19 protein-coding genes are annotated in these 20,551 nt (G+C 65.3%); 15 read left to right on the forward strand and 4 right to left on the reverse strand.

Features of this window, described 5'->3' with window-relative positions; genetic code table 11:
- Positions 1-125: 125 nt before the first annotated feature.
- The 5 genes from GSE44_RS18780 (at position 126) to GSE44_RS18800 (ending at position 5,089) form a co-directional block, all read left to right on the forward strand.
- Positions 126-1,076 carry a fumarylacetoacetate hydrolase family protein gene (locus GSE44_RS18780; protein WP_328799093.1) on the forward strand — a complete coding sequence of 317 codons (951 nt, stop codon included), beginning with the start codon at positions 126-128 and terminating at the stop codon, positions 1,074-1,076.
- Positions 1,077-1,254: 178 nt separating this feature from the next.
- The gene (locus tag GSE44_RS18785; protein WP_159350369.1) at positions 1,255-2,247 is read left to right on the forward strand and encodes a TRAP transporter substrate-binding protein; all 993 of its coding nucleotides are present in this window, start codon (positions 1,255-1,257) and stop codon (positions 2,245-2,247) included.
- Positions 2,248-2,302: 55 nt separating this feature from the next.
- Positions 2,303-2,815: a TRAP transporter small permease gene (locus tag GSE44_RS18790; protein ID WP_159350370.1), complete on the forward strand. Its 513-nt coding sequence runs from the start codon at positions 2,303-2,305 to the stop codon at positions 2,813-2,815.
- Positions 2,710-4,134: a TRAP transporter large permease gene (locus GSE44_RS18795; protein ID WP_235924940.1), complete on the forward strand. Its 1,425-nt coding sequence runs from the start codon at positions 2,710-2,712 to the stop codon at positions 4,132-4,134. Before GSE44_RS18790 ends, GSE44_RS18795 begins: the two co-directional genes overlap by 106 nt.
- 286 nt (positions 4,135-4,420) lie before the next feature.
- Positions 4,421-5,089: a lytic transglycosylase domain-containing protein gene (locus tag GSE44_RS18800; protein WP_159350371.1), complete on the forward strand. Its 669-nt coding sequence runs from the start codon at positions 4,421-4,423 to the stop codon at positions 5,087-5,089.
- Positions 5,090-5,227: 138 nt separating this feature from the next.
- Here GSE44_RS18800 and GSE44_RS18805 read toward each other — a convergent pair whose 3' ends face one another.
- Together GSE44_RS18805 and GSE44_RS18810 are read right to left on the reverse strand one after the other, a co-directional pair.
- Positions 5,228-6,205: a Bug family tripartite tricarboxylate transporter substrate binding protein gene (locus tag GSE44_RS18805; RefSeq protein WP_159350372.1), complete on the reverse strand. Its 978-nt coding sequence runs from the start codon at positions 6,203-6,205 to the stop codon at positions 5,228-5,230.
- A 232-nt stretch (positions 6,206-6,437) separates the two neighbouring features.
- Complete coding sequence (locus GSE44_RS18810) at positions 6,438-8,105, reverse strand: thiamine pyrophosphate-binding protein (protein WP_159350373.1); 1,668 nt, start codon at positions 8,103-8,105, stop codon at positions 6,438-6,440.
- Positions 8,106-8,165: 60 nt separating this feature from the next.
- On the opposite strand from GSE44_RS18810, the gene GSE44_RS18815 reads away from it, so the two are divergent.
- Entirely contained in the window at positions 8,166-9,086 is a 921-nt protein-coding gene (locus GSE44_RS18815; RefSeq protein ID WP_159350374.1) for a LysR family transcriptional regulator, read from the forward strand.
- Here GSE44_RS18815 and GSE44_RS18820 read toward each other — a convergent pair.
- Complete coding sequence (locus GSE44_RS18820) at positions 9,052-10,038, reverse strand: LysR substrate-binding domain-containing protein (protein WP_159350375.1); 987 nt, start codon at positions 10,036-10,038, stop codon at positions 9,052-9,054. The genes GSE44_RS18815 and GSE44_RS18820 overlap by 35 nt on opposite strands.
- 112 nt (positions 10,039-10,150) lie before the next feature.
- Between GSE44_RS18820 and GSE44_RS18825 the strand changes: the two genes are divergently transcribed.
- The 6 genes from GSE44_RS18825 to GSE44_RS18850 are packed head-to-tail and all read left to right on the forward strand — an operon-like array spanning position 10,151 to position 17,003.
- Complete coding sequence (locus tag GSE44_RS18825) at positions 10,151-11,281, forward strand: mandelate racemase/muconate lactonizing enzyme family protein (protein WP_159350376.1); 1,131 nt, start codon at positions 10,151-10,153, stop codon at positions 11,279-11,281.
- Complete coding sequence (locus GSE44_RS18830) at positions 11,278-12,363, forward strand: mandelate racemase/muconate lactonizing enzyme family protein (protein WP_159350377.1); 1,086 nt, start codon at positions 11,278-11,280, stop codon at positions 12,361-12,363. Before GSE44_RS18825 ends, GSE44_RS18830 begins: the two co-directional genes overlap by 4 nt.
- A gap of 51 nt (positions 12,364-12,414) precedes the next feature.
- Entirely contained in the window at positions 12,415-13,605 is a 1,191-nt protein-coding gene (locus GSE44_RS18835; RefSeq protein WP_159350378.1) for an ABC transporter substrate-binding protein, read from the forward strand.
- Positions 13,606-13,625: 20 nt separating this feature from the next.
- Entirely contained in the window at positions 13,626-14,486 is an 861-nt protein-coding gene (locus GSE44_RS18840; RefSeq protein WP_159350379.1) for a branched-chain amino acid ABC transporter permease, read from the forward strand.
- Positions 14,483-16,285, forward strand: a complete 1,803-nt coding sequence (locus tag GSE44_RS18845) for a branched-chain amino acid ABC transporter ATP-binding protein/permease (protein WP_235924941.1) — start codon at positions 14,483-14,485, stop codon at positions 16,283-16,285. The genes GSE44_RS18840 and GSE44_RS18845 overlap by 4 nt, the downstream gene beginning before the upstream one ends.
- The gene (locus GSE44_RS18850; protein ID WP_159350380.1) at positions 16,266-17,003 is read left to right on the forward strand and encodes an ABC transporter ATP-binding protein; all 738 of its coding nucleotides are present in this window, start codon (positions 16,266-16,268) and stop codon (positions 17,001-17,003) included. The genes GSE44_RS18845 and GSE44_RS18850 overlap by 20 nt, the downstream gene beginning before the upstream one ends.
- A gap of 95 nt (positions 17,004-17,098) precedes the next feature.
- Here GSE44_RS18850 and GSE44_RS18855 read toward each other — a convergent pair whose 3' ends face one another.
- Positions 17,099-17,962 carry a LysR substrate-binding domain-containing protein gene (locus tag GSE44_RS18855; RefSeq protein ID WP_159350381.1) on the reverse strand — a complete coding sequence of 288 codons (864 nt, stop codon included), beginning with the start codon at positions 17,960-17,962 and terminating at the stop codon, positions 17,099-17,101.
- Positions 17,963-18,096: 134 nt separating this feature from the next.
- On the opposite strand from GSE44_RS18855, the gene GSE44_RS18860 reads away from it, so the two are divergent.
- From GSE44_RS18860 to GSE44_RS18870, 3 genes are read left to right on the forward strand one after another with little or no spacing between them, the layout of a single operon-like run.
- Positions 18,097-19,239: a muconate/chloromuconate family cycloisomerase gene (locus GSE44_RS18860; protein ID WP_159350382.1), complete on the forward strand. Its 1,143-nt coding sequence runs from the start codon at positions 18,097-18,099 to the stop codon at positions 19,237-19,239.
- A gap of 30 nt (positions 19,240-19,269) precedes the next feature.
- The gene (catC, locus tag GSE44_RS18865) at positions 19,270-19,545 is read left to right on the forward strand and encodes a muconolactone Delta-isomerase (RefSeq protein ID WP_159350383.1); all 276 of its coding nucleotides are present in this window, start codon (positions 19,270-19,272) and stop codon (positions 19,543-19,545) included.
- A 3-nt stretch (positions 19,546-19,548) separates the two neighbouring features.
- Positions 19,549-20,520, forward strand: a complete 972-nt coding sequence (locus tag GSE44_RS18870) for a tripartite tricarboxylate transporter substrate binding protein (RefSeq protein ID WP_159350384.1) — start codon at positions 19,549-19,551, stop codon at positions 20,518-20,520.
- The last annotated feature ends 31 nt before the right edge of the window (positions 20,521-20,551 follow it).

The following is a 20,551-nucleotide window of genomic DNA, read 5'->3' on the forward strand; positions in this document are numbered from 1 at the left end:
TTGTGGCAATCCGAGCTGGGGAGGTGTTTGACGTCTCGGCCCGCTTCGCCACGGTGCGCGACCTGTGCGAGGCGAAGGACCCTGCCTTGTCCTTGAGCCGTACGGCTGGCGAGGCGCTAGGGCCATTGCAGGCCATACTGGAAAATACGCCTCAGGATGCACGAGATCCGTCCCGACCGTGGCTCCTGGCGCCGATTGATCTGCAAGCCATTAAGGCAGCAGGGGTCACCTTCGTGGCGTCGATGCTGGAGCGGGTGATCGAGGAGCGCGCCAAGGGCGACCCGGACGCCGCGCTGTCGATCCGCGCTGAGGTCTCCAGCCTGATCGGCGGCGATCTGAGAGGTCTCAAGCCCGGGTCCGCCGAGGCAGCGCGCGTAAAGGCCGTGCTGCAGGCGCGCGGTGTCTGGAGCCAGTATCTTGAGGTCGGGATTGGGCCCGATGCAGAGATCTTTACCAAGGCACAGCCGATGGCAGCCGTCGGCCCTGGAGCCGATATCGGAGTCCGCCCGGATTCAACCTGGAACAACCCCGAGCCCGAGATCGTCCTGGCATGCTCATCCGATGGGCGGATCGTTGGTGCCACCCTCGGGAATGATGTGAACCTGCGTGACTTCGAGGGCCGTTCGGCGCTTCTTCTGTCTAAGGCGAAGGACAACAACGCAAGTTGCGCTATCGGCCCGTTCCTCCGCCTGTTCGATGGGGGCTTCGGCCTAGGCGATGTACGCCGGGCCGTCATCTCGCTCCGGGTGGAGGGGCGTGATGGTTTCGTTCTTGATGGTGAATCGTCTCTGTCCGAGATCAGCCGGGACCCGGCCGATCTCGTGGGCCAAGCCATCAACGCACATCACCAGTACCCGGATGGCGCCGTGCTGTTCCTGGGCACCATGTTCGCGCCTGTGAAGGATCGCCGGGAAGCTGGGCAGGGCTTTACCCATTACGTTGGCGATGTGGTTACGATCTCCTGCCCGTCTTTGGGCAGCCTTATGAACCGCGTTCGCCACACGCATGACTGCGCGCCCTGGACCTACGGGCCGAGCCATCTGATGCGCAACCTCGCTCGGCGTGGCCTCGTGTAAGGGACCATTGCTCAGGGGTGAGGAAGGATTTGCGCCACGCCCCGAACATGGCGCGGGTCTATAAGCTGGCCCCGGGCGCCCTGCCATGTGGAAATGGTTCCCATCCGCGATGACACCGGTTTAACCTCCCCTGAAGCTGGCGGTCACAGCCAGCAGGCAATGTCCAGGGAGTAGATCGATGCACCGCAGGAGCCTTCTGGCCGGCGCAATGGCCACGCCCGCCCTACTGTCTATCCCCGCCCGTGCCCAGGGCACGATTACGCTGAACGGCGCCAGCCAGTTCGGCGACGAACACCCTTACACAAAGTCGATGGTCCGCTTCGAGGAGTTGGTGAAGCAGTATTACGGCCGTCCCGTCAACTTCGTGCTGCACAAGAACAGCAGCCTCGGCCTGGAGAAGCAGTATTTCGAGTATATGGCGCAGGGTCGCGCGGTAGACTACGCCGTCGTGTCGCCGGCGCATATGTCCACCTTCTCCCGCGCCGCGCCCTTTGTGGACGCGCCCTTCATCTTTCGTGACCTTGCGCACTGGAACGCCGTGCTGGAGCAGGACCTGTTCAAGCCGGTGGCAGACGAGGTGGAGCGCCGCGCCCGCGTGGCCATGATAGGTTATGGCGGCGGCGGCGTACGCAACATCTTCTTCCGCAAGCCCATCCGGAATCTGGCCGAGTTGCGAGGCGCCAAGGTTCGTGTCCAGGGTGCGCCAATCTGGAGCCGCACATTCGCCGCTGTGGGCATGTCACCCACCGTCATTGCCTATAACGAGATCTACAACGCCATCCAGAACAACGTCATCGACGGCGGCGAGAACGAGGCTGCGGGTGTCGAGCAAATGCGCTTCTACGAGGTGGCACCGGAACTTGCGATGACGCAGCACGCCATCACCATCCGGCCGCTCTGCTTCTCCGTCGCGACGCTTAACCGCCTGCCCAACGACTTGCAGGCGGCGGTCCGCCGTGCGGGCCGAGAGGCCAGCGCTTTCCATCGGGAGATGGAATCGAGCGAGGACGGCAAGATCCTGGATAACCTCGAGCGTGCCGGCAAGCTGCGCCGGGTGGAGTTCACGCAGCGGGCCGAAATGAAGCGCCTCGTGGATCCGGTGATGACCGCCTACGCACGCGAGATCGAGGCGGAGAACATCCTGAACCGCATCAACGGGCTCGCCTCCTGATCGACTTGGCCGGGGCAGCTGTTCCGGCCATCCTTCCCCACATCGCGGAGGTCTCATGGCCACTGCCATCCCGGCGGCACTTGCTGTGCTGCGCCGCCTGAACGGCGCCCTTGCGCGCGTCATCCTGTTGCTGCTGATCGTTACCGTCGCCGTTCTGGTCGTTCCCGTCAGCCTGCAGATCTTCTCCCGCTACACCACCCTTATCCCGAACTACATCTGGACCGAGGAGCTTGCACGGTTCTGCCTCGTTTATGCCGTGATGCTCGGCGCCATGCTGGCGGTGCGGGAAGGTACGCATTTTGTCGTGGATGTCTTTCCACGACTGACGGCGCGCGGTGAAGCCAAGGTGGAGTTGATCTCCGGCGTGTTCGTGCTTCTCTTTGCCTTCGTCTTCCTATGGTGGGGGTGGGAGTTCACGGAGTTCGCTTTCTACCGGATCAGCGAGCTGGCGGAGCTGCCACTTTGGATCATCCACATCGCCTGGCCCATCGCGGGGCTGGTCTGGATATTGTTCCAGACGGAGCGGATGCTCGGCGCGGCCTGTGTACTGCGTGGGAGAGAAGCGTGATGGGAGGTAATATCCTTTCCCCAGGGAGTGCCGCGGAAATTCTGTTTGGCGTGTTCTTCCTGTTGCTGATCCTGCGGGTTCCAGTGGCGGTGGCTCTCGGCCTCGCCTGCCTGCCAATCCTCCTGATCGAGCCGCGGCTTTCACCCACCACGCTCGCGCAGGAGACATTCAACGCCTATAATTCCTTTATACTTCTGGCGGTGCCCTTCTTCCTGCTCACCGCCAATCTGATGAACATCGGCGGTATTACCGACCGGCTGATGACCTTCTCCAGGAGCCTCGTCGGCCACTTCCCCGGCGGGCTTGCGCAGATCAACGTTGTGCTGTCGATCTTCTTCGCCGGCATCTCCGGAAGCAGCACGGCGGATGCCGCCAGCCAGTCCAAAATCTTCATTGAGGCGCAGCGGAAGGAGGGCTATGATGACAGCTTCTCCGTCGCCATCACAGCCGTATCCGCCGTGCTGGCCGTTATCATCCCACCGAGCATTCTGATGATCGTCTGGGGAGGTGTCCTGACGGTCTCGATTGGAGCGCTGTTTCTTGCTGGCATCATTCCCGGTCTGCTGATCGGGCTGGTGCAGATGGGCACCGTGCACGCCTATGCGAGGGCGCGTGGCTATCCAACCTATCCGCGCGCGACGATGCTGGAGGTGTTCCGGAGTTTTCTGGTTTCCATCCCAGCACTCACCACGCCGTTGATCATCATCGGCGGCAAGATATTTGGCTGGTTTACGGCGACCGAGAGCGCCTGCATCGCGGTGCTCTATGCGGGCTTCCTGTCACTCCTGGTCTATCGGGAGATGAACTGGCGCGGGCTTCTCGACGCATTGGGGGAGACTGGGCGGCTGGCCGGGGTGACGCTGTTCTGCGTTGGCACGGCCAGCGCTTTCGGCTGGTTGCTCGCCTTCTATGAAATTCCACAAGCCCTGTTGTCGAATGTTCGAAGCTGGGGGATGGGAGAGGTCGGGGTCGGCTTCTTCATTGCCTTCGTCTTTCTGGCCGTTGGCTGTTTCCTGGATGCCATCCCTGCCATCATCATCGTCGGTGCCATCCTGCAACCACTGACCCAAGGGGTCGGGATGGATCCCGTGCATTTCGCGATGATCGGCATCATCAGCCTGGCGTTCGGACTCGTGACGCCGCCTTACGGTCTTTGCCTGATGATTGCGTGTTCCGTGGCAGGGATTCGGGTGGCGGATGCGTTGAGGGACACGGTGATCATGCTCACGCCAATGCTGGCAGTGCTGGTGCTGATCATCCTCTTTCCCTCGATCGTGCTGTTCCTGCCGAGCCTGATTTCGCCGGAGTTCCTGCGATAGGGCTGGCGCAGGCCGATAGGCAGCGCGCGGATCGGGAACCAGGAAACGAACAATTGAAGAAGGACGGCGGACCCAGCGCCTTGGCATCCCGCCCCAATTTGGGTCATCCGGAGTTGGTTGATCGGTCCCAGCGCCGGTCCGCGGGGACGGTGTTCCTTCCCCTAGCCTGCTGCTGGCCCACTCTGCCACTGAGAGGAAAGCGACCCTGCCGTTCCGCGTCGAACCTGGCCTTCCCCGTGCCGTATGCCACGCCTCGGGGGCAGCCTTCATCCTTCTTGGGCTGCTTATGCCCCTCTCAGCAGACGCGGAGCCGACGGGCAACCGGGTGCAGCCCGTCCTCGCCAGCCAAGCGGTTCCGACCACGGTTGATTTCTCCGGCCGCCGCGCTCGCTTCCTGACCGCTGTCACCGAGGAGGCCCGGCAAAAGGGCATCCCTCCCGCCCTTGCCGATGCCGTCGCGACGGTAGAGAGCGCCTATAACCCTGCGGCAGTGGGCGAGGACGGCGAAGTCGGATTGATGCAGATCCTGCCCTCCACGGCTGCCATGCTGGGCTTCCGTGGGAGCAATGCGGCACTCTCCGAACCGGGGACCAATATACGTTACGCTGTCGCCTATCTTGCCCGTGCCTGGGAACTCGCCGACGGCAACTTGTGCCGCGCGCTGATGAAGTACCGCGCCGGCCACGGCGAAGAGCGCATGTCTCCCCTCTCCGTTACCTACTGTCGCCGAGCCATCGCGCATCTGGCCAGCATTGGGTCACCCCTCGCCACCGGCCCCGGCGCTGTCCTTCCCCGCGCCATGCCGGGCCTTCCCCGTCGCAGCCGCGCAGTCGATCGCGTTGGGCTCACGAGCGCGGAGCGCGCCCGGTTGCGCCGAGGACAGCGCACAGCGGAGGACATCCGCCGCTATGAGGCTGCACAATTGGCTCGCGTGCGCGCCCTCACCTCCCGCTGAGCGAGGCGCTCCGGGCAGCGGAGAGGCCGCGGTCAGCCGGCAGAACCCGCTGCCACCGACGCCGCGAATCTGACGTCCGGTTAGGGCCGACTGAGCTTGCGGGATCAGGCGCAGAGAAATTTGGCCCGTAGACGTGGCTTACTCGATGCGCAGTCCCGCTTCCTTGACCACACGTCCCAATGTTTCGACTTCCTGGCGCGCTAGGGCCTCCATCTCCGTCAGGCTTAATGGCTTCAGCACGGCCCCGGCGGCCGTGGCGACCTCCTGCACCTTCGGCTGCGTCGTTGCATGCCGGAGAGCTGCATTGACCTTCTCCAGGATGTCGCGGGGCGTGCCTGCGGGAGCAAATACGGCGAACCATGCATCCACGGTATAACCCGGAAGACCTGCTTCGGCAGCTGTCGGCAGGTCGGGCAAGGCGGGAAGCCGCCTATCGCTGGCCACGGCCAGGGCCCTCAGCTGCCCCCCTTTGAGCAATGACATGGCCGATGATGGCGTCGTGATGAAAAGATCCACGCGCCCACCGACGACATCCTGCAAGGCCGGTGCCGCACCCCGGTACGGCACATGGAGCATCGGGGCGCCGACCAGCTTCGCGAGTTGCAGCCCCGCAATATTCTGTATGGAGCCGGTGCCGGAGGAGGCATAGGTCACTTGCCCAGGATTCTTGCGGACATGGGCCACGAGGTCCGACAGTGTCTGCACCGGCAGGCTTGGGCTACAGAAAACGACGTGGGGCGAGAAGGTGGCCATGCCAACGGCCGCGAGGTCGCGATTTGGGTCCCATCCGATATCCGGCATCAGCACGGGATTGGTGCCGTGATAGCCCGAATACTGCATCAACAGCGTATAGCCATCCGGCTTGGCGCGCGCGGCCGCCAGGATTGCGACATTTCCGTTTCCGCCGGAGCGGTTCTCGACGACGACCTGCTGCCCCAGTTGCTGGCTCAGCGACTCCTGAAACAACCTGGCTGCGAAGTCCGTGCCGCCTCCGGGAGGATTCGGCACAAGCAGCGTGATCGGACGGCTGGGCCAGCCTTGCTCGGCATGTGCGCGGCTGGTGACCCAACCGCCCGCGGCCGCGAGCATGAGGTTACGGCGTAGCGTGCTCATCATGGTGTCTCTCCCTGGTCGCTCATTGTTCTTGTATCGGGCAGTGACGGCCCGGGCATGGCCGAGGATGGTACCGAGGCTCAGAAACTTGCTTAAATCCCCTCCGGCAGGGGCCACGACTTGGCCGATGTCGGCACGCAGCAGGCTTTCACATGCGCTGTCGCTGATCTACCGAAATGAGGCGGCTCGGTATCGGGATGTGGAGACCGCACGACCATTCTGCACGGCGCCTGCTTCAGCACTGCGCTTCCTCGACGGTGGTGCGGGCAACAGTAGCGGGTGCCCCTGGCAGCACCGCCTGCAGCGAGGTTCGGATCACCGCAACCAGAGGTCCTGGGGCGCGAAGTGCCCTGGCCAGTGCGGGAAGGTCCGACTCTTCGTCGATCCGCAGGAGCGGAGCGCCGAAAGATGAGCACCAGACGCCCAGATCCGGGTTCGTCAGGTCCGTGCCCGACACGCGCCCGGGATGTCTCTGTTCCTGGTGAATCCTGATGGATGCGTAACTGCCATTGTCGGATAGCAGCAGCTTGATGGGCAGGCCACGAGCCATGCCCACGGCGAACTCGTTGCCTGTCATCAGCGCTCCGCCATCGCCTACAGCGCAGATCACCGTCCGCTCCGGATGGCGAAGTGCCGCGGCCACCGCCGCCGGAACGCCGAAGCCCATGGCACCTGAGATGGGCGCGAGCAGCCGCTGTGGCGGAGTCCAGGCCAGCTTCCGGTAAAACGGCGCGGCAAAGGTGCCGGCGTCCACCGTGACGATGGCGTCCGCTGGAGCGCACTCCCCAACGAGCTGAGCCACTCGCGCGAAGGAAATTCCGTCCGCGAAGGAACGCACCAGGACTTGGCTGTCGCTCTCCTGCAGGTCACGAAGCCGCCGGTTCCAGACCTCTCGCCCGGCAGGAACTGCCGGAGACTGGAGTGCTAGCGCGCCCAGCACCACCCGCGCCTCCGCCGCAATGGCGAATTCCGCGGGAAACTGCCAGCCGAGGAAGCGGGCATCGGCGCAAACATGGACCAAGCGCTGCCCAACTGCCGGCCAGGAATAGCCCTGCGTGGTGATATCGGTCAGGCGTGTTCCCAAGGCGAGGATCAGATCCGCCTCGGCAAAGGCCGCGCGCTGAGCATCCGGATTCTGGAGGCCAAGGTCGCCGGCATAAAGCGGGTGGCTGTTGGGGAAAAGGTCCTGTCGGCGGAAGGAGACGGTCACTGGTACTTGCCATGCCTCGGCGAAGGCGAGCAGCGCCTCGCGCCCACCTGCCGCCTCCAGCCCGTGCCCGGCCAACAGGATCGGGCGCTTCGCGCGGCGCAACAACTCGGCCAGGCGCTCCGCCTCCTCTGCAGGAAGTCCAGTCGGAACCGGCGTCGTCGGAGCCATGGCGGGAGCCGAGCACGGCGCGGCCAGCACATCCTCCGGAAGGGAAAGCACCACCGGGCCAGGCACGCCTTGCGTCGCCATGTTCAAGGCGCGCGCGACCAGTTCCGGCACCTGGTCAGGATGTGTAGCCTCGCCAACCCATTTCGCGATGCCGCCGAACATCGCTCCGTAGTCGATTTCCTGGAAGGCACGGCGCCGCAGGTCCCGCTGCTCCACCTGCCCGATCAGCAGGATCAGCGGCACCGCATCCTGCTCGGCGGTGTGCAGCGCGATGGCGGCATTGCAGGCGCCGGGGCCGCGGGAGACCAGCACTACGCCGGGGCGCCCCGTCAGCTTGGCATCCGCCACCGCCATGAAGCCAGCACCTCCCTCATGCCGGCAGGTCACGAGATCGACCTTCGGGTGCGCGTGCAGGGCGTCCAGTAAGGCGATGTAGGATTCCCCGGGTACGCAGAAGGCGCGGTCTATGCCGCGCGCAGCGAGGGTATCGAGGAGAATTTCGGCGGCGGTTTTGGCGTTTCCCATGCTAGCGGCATAGCGGCCAAGGACTGTCATGGCTGCCGATAGCAGCTATAGTCTGATGCTATGGATCAGACACGGCTTCGCTCCCTCCTGGCGATCGCCGAGCACGGCGCCTTCAGCCGCGCCGCTTCGGCCCTTGGGCTCGCACAGCCCAGCCTCTCCCGGCAGATTACCCTGTTGGAGGAGGAGATCGGGCGTCCGCTGCTCTATCGGCACGGCCGCGGCGCGCGCCTGACGGAGGATGGCCAGAGGCTGGCGGATGCCGCCCGTCCGCTGCTCGCCGCGCTCGCCAACCTGCCCGCAACGCTGAACGATCCCGTGCCGCGCGGCCAGGTCGTGCTGGGGGTGCCTACATTCATGTCCGAGCACCTCGCGGAGTCCATTTTCGGTCCGCTGCGGCAGCAGTACCCGCAATTGCACATCCGGCTGGTTGATGGCTTCAGCGGCTTCGTCAACCAGTGGCTCACCGAGGGCCGGCTGGACATTGCCATCCTGTATGACAGCCGCCGCAGCCGCGCCATTGCGGCCGAACTGCTGGCTGAGGAAGACCTTCTGCTTTTCGCCCGCAACCGTCGCGGGCGGGATCTCGCTGGCAGCGGGCCAGTGCCGGTTGCAGCCTTGGCAGAGTTGGACCTCATCCTGCCAGACCGGCAACATGGACTACGGCGCGCGCTGCACCGCGCCGGCGCCCACCCCGATCCGGCCCGCCTGCTCGAGGTGGACAGTCTGGCCGCGATCCGCACGCTGGTGGAGCGCGGCATCGGCTGGAGCGTGCTGCCACGCGCCGGCCTTACGCGGGAGGCGGTGGACCGGCGCTACGTCCTGCGCTCCATCGGCAATCCACCGCTTCGCGCGCGGCTGATGGTGTCAGTCAGCCCGGCCCGGCCGATAACGCCGGCCCTACGCGCCGTGCTGGCGCATCTCCATGGCATCGTGGCCTCGCTTCAGGTCAGCGGGGTGATGACTGCACCGCGCCCGGGCTAGCGCCGCCCTGATCTCGATCTTCAGTGGATCGTGACCCCCGCCCCACCAGGCTGATGACGCCGACCATAGCGCTGCCCTGCCGCCGCATGGCCGCCAGCAACATCAGCGCCGGGCGCGACAACGCGCCTTCGGCCGGCACCAAGGCCTGCGCCGTTACCATGGAGGATGGTTCGAGCCGTAGCCGCACCACGCCATGATCCCGGTCGTCCAGCAGCAGGAAGGGATCGATCACGGCGACGCCGGCGCCTGCACGGGCCAGCGCCAGGGCCGTCGAGGACTGATTGACCTCCAGCGCAATCCGCCGCTGCACCCCGGCATCCCTGAAATTTTGCTCCACGAGGCGGCCTAGCGGCAGGCTGCGGCTGAACGAAATGAGCGGGTAGGGCGCGAGGTCCTTGGCGGTCACAGCCATCGACGCCGCCAGCGGATGGTCCTGGGAAACCACGCAGACCAACTCGCTCGCGCAGAGGGGCACCAGCCGCGCATCCGTTTCGGCGATGGGCGTCAGCACCAGGCCGAAGTCGACGCCCCCCTGCGTCACCGCCTCCACCGCGGAAAGGTTGTCCATCGTCTGCACCGTGATCTGGATCCGCGGCCGCGCACGCCTGAAGGCGGCAACGGCGGCGGGCAGAAGGTTGTCCGCGAGGGTCGGCGTCACCGCCACTACCACGGACCCGACGCTGGCATCGCGGATGTCGCCGATGAGGCGGTCGATCCGCTCCAGGCCCTTGAACACGCGGTCCACCTCGTCAAGGAAGACGCGAAGTTCCGGGGTCGGCTGCAAACGGCCCTGGGCACGAAGGAAAAGTGGGAAGCCGACACTGGCGGCACAGTCCCGCAGCATCATGCTGACTGCCGGCTGCGAGACGCCGAGATCGGCTGCGGCCGAGGTGACCGCTCCGTGCAACGCCACGGCGCGGATGACCTCCAACTGTCGGAAGCTCAGTTTCATCAGGTCAGCTTACATCCTCGCCACCAAATGGCGCTTGATCTGATTTTTTTCCGGCCGCAGACTATGGCTATCCCGCCCGAAACAGAAGGCGGGTCCAAGCCAGTGAGCGTCCATGCTGATAACGGCCATCGAAAGTTCCGTCGTCTCCCTGCCCTTCTCCATGGGCGGCCCGCATCCGCTTTTCGCGGGGCAGCCCTGGAATCGGCTTGAGATTCTCCTCGTCCGAGTGGAAACGGACGATGGGCTCGTCGGCTGGGGAGAGGCATTCGGCCATGCGGCCATCGCCGCGACCAAGGCGGCGCTCGACACCATTGTCGCCCCTCTCGTGGTCGGCCGTGACGCGGGCGACATCGGCGCCATCACGCGGCAAGTCCTTCATGGGGTGCATCTGCTCGGACGCAACGGGCCCTTCGTGTATGCCTTCTCTGGCATCGAGATGGCCTTGTGGGACCTGCTTGGTAAACGCTGCGGCCAGCCGCTCTGGCGCTTGCTGGGCGGCAACACGCCGGGGCGGGACGGACTAGACGCTTATTCCAGCCTGCTCTCCTATGGCGGAGATCTTGACCTAGTCGCGCGCAACACCGCCGATGCACGGGCCGAGGGCTACCGTCATATCAAGTTGCATGAAGTAACCCGCGACGCCGTGCTTGCCGCGACGGCGGCAGCCCCAGACGCGGCGATCATGCTGGATGTCAACTGCGCCTGGACCCCACCTGTCGCAAGAGACATGGCTGCGAGCCTGGCGCAGGACGGCTTGGCCTGGCTGGAGGAACCGGTCTGGCCGCCGGAAGATGCCACCGGCCTCGCCAGCCTCCGCCGCTTCGGCATTCCACTAACCGCCGGCGAGAACACGGCTGGCCTGTTCGGCTTCCGCTCCCTCATCGATGCTGGCGCAATCGATATCGCGCAACCCAGCGTCACAAAGATCGGTGGAATCGGGGAGATGCTGCAGGTCATCGCACTCGCTCGTGCGCACGGCGTGCGGGTGGTGCCGCATTGCCCATATTTCGGCCCCGGCTTCGTCGCCACGCTGCATATCGCCGCCGCCCAGATTGAGCGCCCGCTAATCGAGGTGCTCTGGCTTCAGATGGAAGCCAATCCGTTCGATCCCTGGGTGCGCGTAAAGAACGGGAAGGTCAGCGTACCGACGGCGCCCGGCCTCGGCTGCGACCCCGATCCTGCCGTGCTGGCGCGCTACACAAGCACAGCGCCCCTACGCACCGAAGCGAGGCAGTCCGCATGAGGGTCACCGCTGTCGAAACCACCCCCATTGTCGTGACGCTGCCAAAGCCGATCGGCAGCGCTCTCGGCGAGATCGCGCGCTTCGGCTGCATCCTGGTGGAGCTGCGCACGGACGAGGGCATCACCGGGGAGAACCTGATCTTCACCCTGAACGACCGTCGGACCAAGGTGCTGCGGCAGATGGTCGACGAACTTGCAGATGTCGTCATCGGCCAGGATGCCGGACACATCGCCGGCTTCTGGGCCCGTGCCTGGAAGGACATCAACTTCCTTGGCCACAAAGGCGTGCCGGTAGTCGGCATTTCAGCCATTGACGGAGCGCTTTGGGATGCGCTCGGGAAGGCCGCGGGGTTGCCGATCTACCGGCTGCTTGGCGGCGCGCAGAGCCGCGTTCCCGCCTATCATAGTGGAGGACTTTGGCTTTCTCGCTCGATCGATGAATTGGTGACGGAGGCGCAGGCTTTCCTTGACCAAGGATTCCGGGCGATGAAGATGCGGCTCGGCAAGGACGATCCGGCGGAAGATGCCGCGCGCGTGCGCGCAGTGCGGGAGGTTATCGGGCCGCACGTGGCCCTGATGGCCGATGCCAACCAAGGACAGACCGAGGCACAAGCGATCCGACTTGGCCGAATGCTCGAGGAATTCCACCTCACCTGGTTCGAGGAACCTCTCCCCGCCTGGGACCTGGACGGCCTGGCACGCGTCGCCGCCGCGCTGGATACGCCGATCGCCAGCGGCGAAACCGAATACACCCGCTACGGATTCCGCCGCATGCTCGAGCTCCGCTCCGCCGACATTCTGATGCCGGATCTGCAGCGCGTGGGGGGTGTCAGCGAGTTCATTCGGGTCGGCCATATGGCCGAAAGCCATGACGTCGCTGTCTCCAGCCACTTGTTTCCGGAGACCAGCATCCAGGTTCTCGGCGCGTTGTCGAACGCCATCTACCTTGAATACATGCCTTGGTTCTCGCCCCTTTATGCAGAAGCATTGGAGTTCCAGGACGGGCATGCTGTCGTTCCTGAACGTCCGGGCTGGGGCTTCTCGTTCGACTGGGACCGCATCCGGCGTTTGCAGAATCAATAACCCGGGGGCGTTCTTCAGGGCCTGACAACGAAGCAAGAAGGAGGAGGCACCATGATCATCACACGCCGCAGCCTCACACTCGGCAGCGCAGGGCTCGCCGCATCGGGATTTGCGCTGGCTTCCCCTGCAATCGCGCAGAACGAACCGATCCGGATCGGCTGGCTTGCCGCCCTGACAGGACCGAGCTCGGCTCCGGCTATCGGCTTTGACCGGGGCGTTCGCCTTGCCGCAGAAGCCATCAATGGCGCCGGCGGCGTGCGCGGGCGGCAGATCGAGCTGGTGGTGCGCGACACCCAAGGCGACCCCACCAAGGCCGTAAACGCCGCGCAGGAGATGATCAGCCGCGCCCGCGTGCACGCCATCTGGGGACCAACGAACTCCGGCGAGTCTCTCGCCACCACGCCGATCATGGCACGCGCGCGAATGCCCAATGTGCATCCGTGCTTCGTGGATGCGCTGATCGACCCCACGCGCTACCCGAACGCCTTCCGCATGGCGCCCTCGAACACTCAGATCGATGACGCCGTCAGCGGCTACGGCGTCGAAATTCTCAAGGTGAAGCGCTTCGCCGTCATCGGCGATACCACCGGCTACGGCACCACAACGGTCAATAGCTCTGTCGCGAGCTTCCAGCGGCGGGAGGCGAATGTCGTCTATCGCGGTACCATCGACGCGACCCAGCCGGACCTGACCCCGGACATGCTGCGCATGCGCAATGCCGGCGCCGAGGCAATCGCGCTCTGGACCGTTTCGCCCGGGCTGATTTCCCGCATCATGAACACGCGCGCCAACATGGGCTGGGATGTTCCGCTGATCGGCCACCCTGCCATGGGCTCCGGCGAGGTCGGCCAGCTCATTGCCAAGCCTGAGAACTGGCAAAAGACTTATATCCTGGGATTCAAGAACTGCAGCTACGGTGCGGACGGCAAGCTTCCCGCACATGTGCAGACCTTCGTCGACGGCATCCGCGGCAAGGTCAATCTGGAAGACACGACACTTTGGTGGATCGCTGCCGGCCACGACGCCGTCACGGTCATCGCCAAGGCCGTGCAGGAATCCGGCAGCACGGACCCGGCAGGCATCATCAACTACTGGAATGGTGTCCGGGGCTTCCCCGGCCTCTACGCCAGTTACACCTGGTCACCGCAGGAACATAACGGGGTGCCGCCGAGCGATCTGGTGATGTCCGAAGCGAATTCGATGCGCCACGGCGCCTACCGTCTCGCCCCCGGCTACGCCTGAAGTCGGGAGCGGCGCAAGACATGTTGCCTGCCATCATCCTCTCCGGGCTCGCGGTCGGTGCCGTCTACGCGATGATCGGCGTCACCTACAATGTCATGTTCGCGGCATCGCGCGTCATGAGCTTCACCGCCGGGCAACTCGGCATGTTGGGCGGGGTACTCGGTGCCGCCTTCATCGGCGTGCTCGGGCTGCCCGCCATCCTTGGCTTCCTGCTAACTATGGCGGCCTGCGCGGCGGTCGGCGTGCTGACGGAGATCATCGCCGTCCGCCCGGTTCTGAAAAGCCTCGAGCAGCATCTCTACGTGCTATCGACCCTGGCGCTGGCCCTGATGATCCAACAGGTGACCTCAATCACCTGGAGCACCGAGCCGCAACCCTTCCCGAACCTGTTCGGCTTCCAGGGAGGAGGCGCCACGGATGAGAAGTTCTGGCTCCCTATCCTGGCCTGCGCAGTTACGGTTGTGGGGCTGGAGCTTCTCTATCGCCGAACCCTGATCGGCCGCGCCTTCCTCGCCATTGCAGAGGACAACTTCGCCGCCCGCGCGCTTGGCCTGCCGGAGCGCAACCTCCGAATGGCGAGCTACGCCTTGGCCGGTTTGATCGGCGGCTTGGCCGGCTTCGCCTCCGGCCAACTCTTTCTCGCCTTCTTTGCAAATGGGGCGATGTTGAATTTCTACGGGTTCGTGCCGGTGGCGCTTGGCGGGTTGGGCAACAACCGGGGCGCCATCATCGGTGGGCTGGCACTGGGCGTGTTCCAGCAGGCGGCGAACTTCACCGTGGGTGGTGTCTTCGCATCCGTAGCGGTCTTCAGCGTTTTCATCGTCGTTCTTCTCCTGGCACCGCAGGGGCTCTTCGGCGCCCCGGCGCAGCGCCGCGTATGAGCGCGTCCTCAAGCGTGGCCGCGCAGGGTCAGGTCTCCAAGGAACTGCCGGGCTTGATGCGCCAGCTGCTACCCTTCCTTGGTATCTTCGCCGTGGCGCTGGTCCTGCCGATGGTCAGCAACGACTACTGGACCCTCATCGCCACACGTGCGGCGATCTATTGGGTGCTGGTCTCGGCATTGAACCTCGTCGTCGGCTTTGCCGGGCAGCTCGCGATCGGCTGGGTGGCGATGCTGACCCTTGGCGCCTACACCAGCAGCGTGCTGGTAGCCGGCCAGGTGCTGCCGCCGGTTCCCGTCTTCCTGGCGCTCGGCGTGGCAGCAGCGGTCGGCGCCATTTTCGGGCTCATCGTCGGCTTGCCAGCCTTGCGGCTGCGCACTTTCTATTTCGCCATGACTACGCTGGGCTTCGCCACTATCGTCACCCAGGTGGCGCTGGCCTGGCAGAGCATCACCGGCGGCGGCATTGGCATCGTAGGCCCTGTCCTGCCGGCGCCCTTTGACACGATCCTCGGCTTCTACCTGTTCTGCCTGGCACTTGCAGCCTTCTGCACCTGGATCACCGCCAACGTGGCGCATAGCCGCTTCGGCCGTTCCCTGGTCGCGATCCGCGACGCAGAGGTTGCAGCCGAATCGGCGGGCATTTCCAAGCCGCAGCTGCTCGGCTCCGTGTTCCTGTTTGCGGGAGCCATGGCCGGAATCGCCGGCGGGCTCTTTGCCACGCTGCAATCGTATATCAGCCCTGAGGCCTTCACCTTCGACCTGTCAGTGCTGTTCTTCATTGCCATCCTCATCGGTGGCCGCGGCTCCATTCTCGGCCCACTGATCGCGACAATTGTGTTGACCTGGCTGCCGGAGTTCGCCGCACCATTGGTCGCGTGGTCAACATTCCTCTACGCGGCCCTGCTGCTGGTCATCGTGCTCGCAGTACCAGGCGGCATTGCAGCGCTGCTGGATTTCCGCAGCCGCCGCCGCATCGAAGCCGACCGTACCATCCTGCCGCGTCCCGAGTTGCTGCCGGAGATCATTGGCGGACAGACGACCTCCGACGCAATCGTCCTCAAGAAACTGGTACTCAGCTTTGGTGGGATCCGCGCTATCGATGGTCTGGATCTCACGATCGAGCCTGGCACCGTACACGGGCTGATCGGGCCCAATGGCTCCGGGAAGACTACCACCCTCAATGTCATCTGCGGCTTCTATCGGCCAGAGTCTGGCAGCGTCACCCTGGGTGGCGCGCCGCTGCCTCCCGCGGCGCCGCAGACACGTGCAGCATACGGAATCGCCCGGACCTTCCAGACGCCCCGGATCATCGGAGAGGCGTCGGTGCTGGAAAACGTTATGGTCGGGGGCAATATTCGTGGAAGCGGAACCTTCGTGGAGTCGCTGCTCGCCCTCCCCCGCCACTGGCAGGACGAAGCAGCCCTTCGAAGAGATGCAAGACTTGCCTTGCGCTGTGTTGGCCTCGGACCGCTTGCCGATGTGCAGGCCGGTCGCCTGCAGCACAGCGAGTTGCGGTTTCTCGAGATTGCACGAGGGCTGATGCTGCGGCCCCGCTTCCTTCTGCTGGACGAACCGGCTGCCGGTCTCTCGGTCGATGAGATCCGCAAGCTGGGTGCACTTATCCAGGCGATCAGCCGGCAGGGCACCGGCGTGCTTCTCGTTGAGCACCATGCCGACCTGATCTTCGAAATCTGCGATCAGGTGACCGTGCTAAATCTTGGCCGCGAACTGGCCGCGGGAACGCCTGCGGAGATCCGCGTGCATTCGGAGGTGGTCAGTGCCTATCTCGGATCCTGATGCGCTGCTCGAGGTCTCCCGGATTGAGGCGGGCTACGGCAAGATTTCCGTTCTGCATGGCGTGAGCCTCCGGATCGCCGCAGGTGAGGTGGTGTCGCTGCTTGGTCCCAACGGTGCGGGAAAGACGACTCTGCTTCGCGCCATCACTGGCCTGCTGCCCCTGACGGCCGGGACTGTCCGCTTCGATGGCCGCGACATGCGCGATGCTGGCCCGCGAGGATCGGCGCGCGCCGGGCTGGTGCATGTGGTGGAGGGGCATCGCATCTTCACGCAGCTCAGCGTCACCGACAACCTGCTGCTCGCCGCCTACGACCTGCCGCGTCGGGAGCGCCCAGTGCGTATCGAAGAGGCCCTTGCCGCCTTTCCTGAGATTGCGGCCAAGCGGCACGATCGCGGCGGGGCCCTGAGCGGCGGGCAGCAGCAGATGCTCGCGGTGGCGCAAGGCCTGGTACGGCGGCCCCGATTGCTGCTGCTCGACGAGCCCTCGGCAGGCCTGTCGCCGGTTCTGGTTGGCCGCGTGCTCGGGGCGGTCGCCGATCTGCGCGCGGCGGGCACCGCCGTGCTTCTGGTGGAGCAGTTGATCGACAAGGCACTTGCCGTGTCGGACCGGGTCTATGCCATGGCTCAGGGTCGGGTGGTGCTGGAGGCGAAAGCGGATGAATCTGGCCTGCACGAACGCTTGGAACGAGCTTACTTCGGCCAGACTGTGGAGGCTTGATCCTGCCGGTGAGCCGATCCCGTCGGAAGCTGCTGTAGAATGTCACTCGGAGCAGAAGCCGCTGATGGCCGGCCGCGGCAGCAGCCCCTGACCGCCTAACCCGCAACGCGCTCAAGCCGCGCCCGCACCAGCGTAGCAAAGGCCCGGGCTGCCGCAGTCTGGTACCGGCTGGGGCACCAGAGCAGCGCGGCGGTCCGTAGGGGTGGCGGGTCCGCAATGGCCCGGCAATCCAGGCCCTCCCCCACTACTGAGCGGGCTGACAGGATGGTGCCCACCGCACCGCTTCGCACCAGCGCAAGGATGGAGCCGATGGCGTCCACCTCCGCCACGACATGCGGGTTCCAGCGGCCGGCCAGTGCGCTGTCGATCATTCGCCGGGTTGCGAAACGTGCCGGCAGCAGAGCGAGCGGGATGGCTTCGGGCGGCGTCCCCACCCAGGAGCTGCCGGCTGCCGTAACCAGAACCAGCGCCTCCTCGAACAGCTTGGCACAACCCAGCCCGGCCTGACCGGCGGGCGCGAATGCCAGCCCGAGATCCAGTTCCCCGTTCATCAGCCCGATCTCAATCGCGCTGGCGATCATCTCATGGGCTTCCACGCGAATCCCCGGATGCTTCCGCAGGAACTCCGCCACCAAGCCTGGCATGAGATTGGCGTGGAAGGAATGAATCACGCCGAGCCGCAACGTGCCGCGTTCCGCCCTCTCCTGCTCCGCGATGGCCGCACGTGCCGCCTCGGCCTCATTGATGATGCGCACGGCGAAGCCGCGCAGCAGGTGCCCTGTGTCCGTGAGCCGCAGGCCGCGACCTAGGCGGTCGAAGAGCGTGGTGCCGAGGCTGCGTTCCAGGGCCGCCAGGTGGTGAGACACGGTGGCTGGCGCCAAGCCGCCCTCCGCGGCGGCACGGCCGAGATGTTCGTTCCTGGCTAGCGCCAGGAAAACCCGAAGTTGGTTGAGGTCCATTCGCTTTTCTCGAACAACGCATTCGATGAATGAGTATTGCTCGAAGGGTGGACCGTGACCACTCTCCGGACAACTTCAGGAGGACGCGTAATGCCGCAGGCGGCTGACCGAGACGTGGCACAGGGCCTCGCTTGATGCGTCTGCCGATCGAGCGCATCGAAGCGATCCCTGCTCGCCTGCCAACCATACGGCCCCACCACCTGGCTTTCGCAACGGTGGATGCCATGGACGTGGTGATCGTCCAGGTCACAGCGGGTGGCGTCGTAGGGCTCGGGGAGGCGAGCACTATCGGCGGCCCGCGCTGGGGCGAGGAAAGCCCCGAGGGCATAGCGGCCGTCACTGCAGGGTATCTGGCGGAGCCGATGCTGGGCCAGGACGCCGCCCAGCTGAACAACGTGGAAGCCCGGATCGGGCGCGCCGTGCGGGGAAACGCCTTCGCCAAGGCAGCCCTGTCGATGGCGATTCATGATGCGGTGGCGCGTGCTCACGGCGTCGGCCTGGCCGACCTTCTCGGCGGCCCGCAATGCGTGCAGCTTCCGCTGGCCTGGACGCTCGCCAGCGGCGACACCACTCGGGACATCGAGGAAGGCGAGAGGATGCTGGCAACACGCCGGCACCGCGCCTTCAAGCTCAAGATCGGCGCCCATGCGCCGGAAGCCGATATTGCCCATGTCGCCGCCATCGCCCGTGCCTTCGAGGGGCGCGCTTCGGTACGCGTCGACGTAAATCAAGCCTGGGACGAGGCCACCGCTGCCCGCAGCCTGCCCGCCCTTGCCGAAGCCGGCGTCGTCATGGCGGAGCAGCCGGTACCCAGCTGGAATGTGCCCGCCATGGCGCGGCTGCAACGAGCCAATCCGCGCCTCTCGATCATGGGGGATGAGGGTGTCGCCACACCCCAGGACGCGCTGCGTCATGCAACCGAGGTAGCTTGCACAGCCATGGCCCTGAAGCCAGCGAAGCATGGCGGCGTGTCCGGCACCCGGGCCGTGGCAGCCATAGCCCGCGCCGCCGGTCTCGGCCTCTATGGCGGCACCATGCTGGAAGGCACTATCGGAACGCTGGGCGCCCTGCATCTCTACAGCACGCTGGGTGATTTCGCCTGGGGCACCGAACTTTTCGGTCCGCTCCTGCTTCGCGACACACTGGCCACCACGGTGCCGGAGTATCGCGACTTCGCCATCCATCTACCGACGGGCCCGGGCATCGGCACAGAGCTGGATACCGACAAGCTGGCTCATTACCGCACCGACCGGACCCGAAGCCTACACCCGGCCTGAATCAACCACATTGCGGAGGAAACAACGGAAATGCTGTTTCACGTCACCATGGAAGTGAAGCTTCCGCCGGACATGCCTGCGACCGAAGCGAACGACATCAAGACCCGCGAACGCGACTATGCTCAGAAACTGATGCGCGACGGCAAATGGCCGCATATCTGGCGAGTAGCGGGGCGCTACGCCAATGTCTCCATTTTCGACGTGGCCGATGGCGATGAGTTGCATACGCTGCTCTCCGGTCTGCCGCTCTTCCCCTATATGGACATCAAGGTGACCGCGCTGGCGCGGCATCCTTCAGCAATCTGACCCATGCAGCGCCGTACCCTTCTCCTCGGCCTTGCTGCCGCGCCTCTCGCCCGCCCAAGCCTGATCCGCCCGGCACAGGCGCAGTCCTGGCCCTCCCGGCCGCTCCGGGTGATCGTCCCTTTCCCGCCCGGCGGTGCGATCGATGCGATGACGCGCCTGCTGGCTCCGAATCTCAGCGATGCGCTGGGCCAGCCGGTGGTGGTTGAGAACCGCGCGGGGGCTGGCGGCACCATCGGCACCGAAGCCGCCGCACGCTCGGCGGACCAACACACGCTTCTGATGGTCTCGATGGCGCATGCGGTAAACCCGTCGCTCTATCCGCGCCTGCCCTATGACAGTGCGGATCTGGTGGCGGTTGCGCCCGTTGCCGTGGTACCGAACATCCTGGTGGTGCCGGCCTCCTCGCCGATCCGCGACGTGCCGGGGCTGATTGTCGCCGCGAAGCGCAAGCCGGGCGAGCTCACCTATGCCTCAGCCGGAAACGGCACTTCTATCCATTTGGCCGGTGCGCTGTTCTGCGCCAAGGCAAAGGTGGACCTGACGCATGTTCCCTATCGCGGCTCAGGGCCCGCCATTGCCGATCAGCTCGGCAGCCGCGTCGACGCCATGTTCGACAGCATCACCTCCTCGGCCCCCCACACCGCCGACGGCAGGCTGCGCGTGCTGGCAGCCACCACGTCCAAGCGTGCCCAGGCCTACCCTGATCTTCCGACCGTGGCTGAAGCCGGGGTGCCCGGCTATGCCGTGGATCCTTGGTTCGTCATGTTGGCACCGCGTGACCTGCCCGATGCAGCGCGGGAGAGTGCGGAAACCGCGGTTCTGGCAGCCATGCGCGACGACAGCATCCGCCAGAAGTTCGCCAGCATCGGCGCCGAACCGATGGATGGCGATGCCGCCAGCCTGCAGAGGCTCATCAGCGCCGAAACGACAAAATGGACGGAGGTGGTGCAGCAGTCGGCGATCCGCGCCGACTGATCCTGCTCCAAGGCAAACCGGCCCGGGGTCA

It is taken from the genome of Muricoccus harenae, assembly GCF_009848505.1.
Classification (GTDB): Bacteria; Pseudomonadota; Alphaproteobacteria; order Acetobacterales; family Acetobacteraceae; genus Roseomonas; species Roseomonas harenae.

What these genes read in the sequence shown, in the direction of transcription:
- GSE44_RS18845 (WP_235924941.1), top strand. Translation starts at nt 14,483, where the DNA reads ATGAGCGCGTCCTCAAGCGTGGCCGCGCAGGGTCAGGTCTCCAAGGAA.
- GSE44_RS18810 (WP_159350373.1), bottom strand. Translation starts at nt 8,105, where the DNA reads ATGGGAAACGCCAAAACCGCCGCCGAAATTCTCCTCGATACCCTCGCT.
- GSE44_RS18860 (WP_159350382.1), top strand. Translation starts at nt 18,097, where the DNA reads ATGCGTCTGCCGATCGAGCGCATCGAAGCGATCCCTGCTCGCCTGCCA.
- GSE44_RS18800 (WP_159350371.1), top strand. Translation starts at nt 4,421, where the DNA reads ATGCCCCTCTCAGCAGACGCGGAGCCGACGGGCAACCGGGTGCAGCCC.
- GSE44_RS18840 (WP_159350379.1), top strand. Translation starts at nt 13,626, where the DNA reads ATGTTGCCTGCCATCATCCTCTCCGGGCTCGCGGTCGGTGCCGTCTAC.
- GSE44_RS18825 (WP_159350376.1), top strand. Translation starts at nt 10,151, where the DNA reads ATGCTGATAACGGCCATCGAAAGTTCCGTCGTCTCCCTGCCCTTCTCC.
- GSE44_RS18790 (WP_159350370.1), top strand. Translation starts at nt 2,303, where the DNA reads ATGGCCACTGCCATCCCGGCGGCACTTGCTGTGCTGCGCCGCCTGAAC.
- GSE44_RS18855 (WP_159350381.1), bottom strand. Translation starts at nt 17,962, where the DNA reads ATGGACCTCAACCAACTTCGGGTTTTCCTGGCGCTAGCCAGGAACGAA.
- GSE44_RS18815 (WP_159350374.1), top strand. Translation starts at nt 8,166, where the DNA reads ATGGATCAGACACGGCTTCGCTCCCTCCTGGCGATCGCCGAGCACGGC.
- GSE44_RS18805 (WP_159350372.1), bottom strand. Translation starts at nt 6,205, where the DNA reads ATGATGAGCACGCTACGCCGTAACCTCATGCTCGCGGCCGCGGGCGGT.
- catC (WP_159350383.1), top strand. Translation starts at nt 19,270, where the DNA reads ATGCTGTTTCACGTCACCATGGAAGTGAAGCTTCCGCCGGACATGCCT.
- GSE44_RS18870 (WP_159350384.1), top strand. Translation starts at nt 19,549, where the DNA reads ATGCAGCGCCGTACCCTTCTCCTCGGCCTTGCTGCCGCGCCTCTCGCC.
- GSE44_RS18820 (WP_159350375.1), bottom strand. Translation starts at nt 10,038, where the DNA reads ATGAAACTGAGCTTCCGACAGTTGGAGGTCATCCGCGCCGTGGCGTTG.
- GSE44_RS18835 (WP_159350378.1), top strand. Translation starts at nt 12,415, where the DNA reads ATGATCATCACACGCCGCAGCCTCACACTCGGCAGCGCAGGGCTCGCC.
- GSE44_RS18785 (WP_159350369.1), top strand. Translation starts at nt 1,255, where the DNA reads ATGCACCGCAGGAGCCTTCTGGCCGGCGCAATGGCCACGCCCGCCCTA.
- GSE44_RS18830 (WP_159350377.1), top strand. Translation starts at nt 11,278, where the DNA reads ATGAGGGTCACCGCTGTCGAAACCACCCCCATTGTCGTGACGCTGCCA.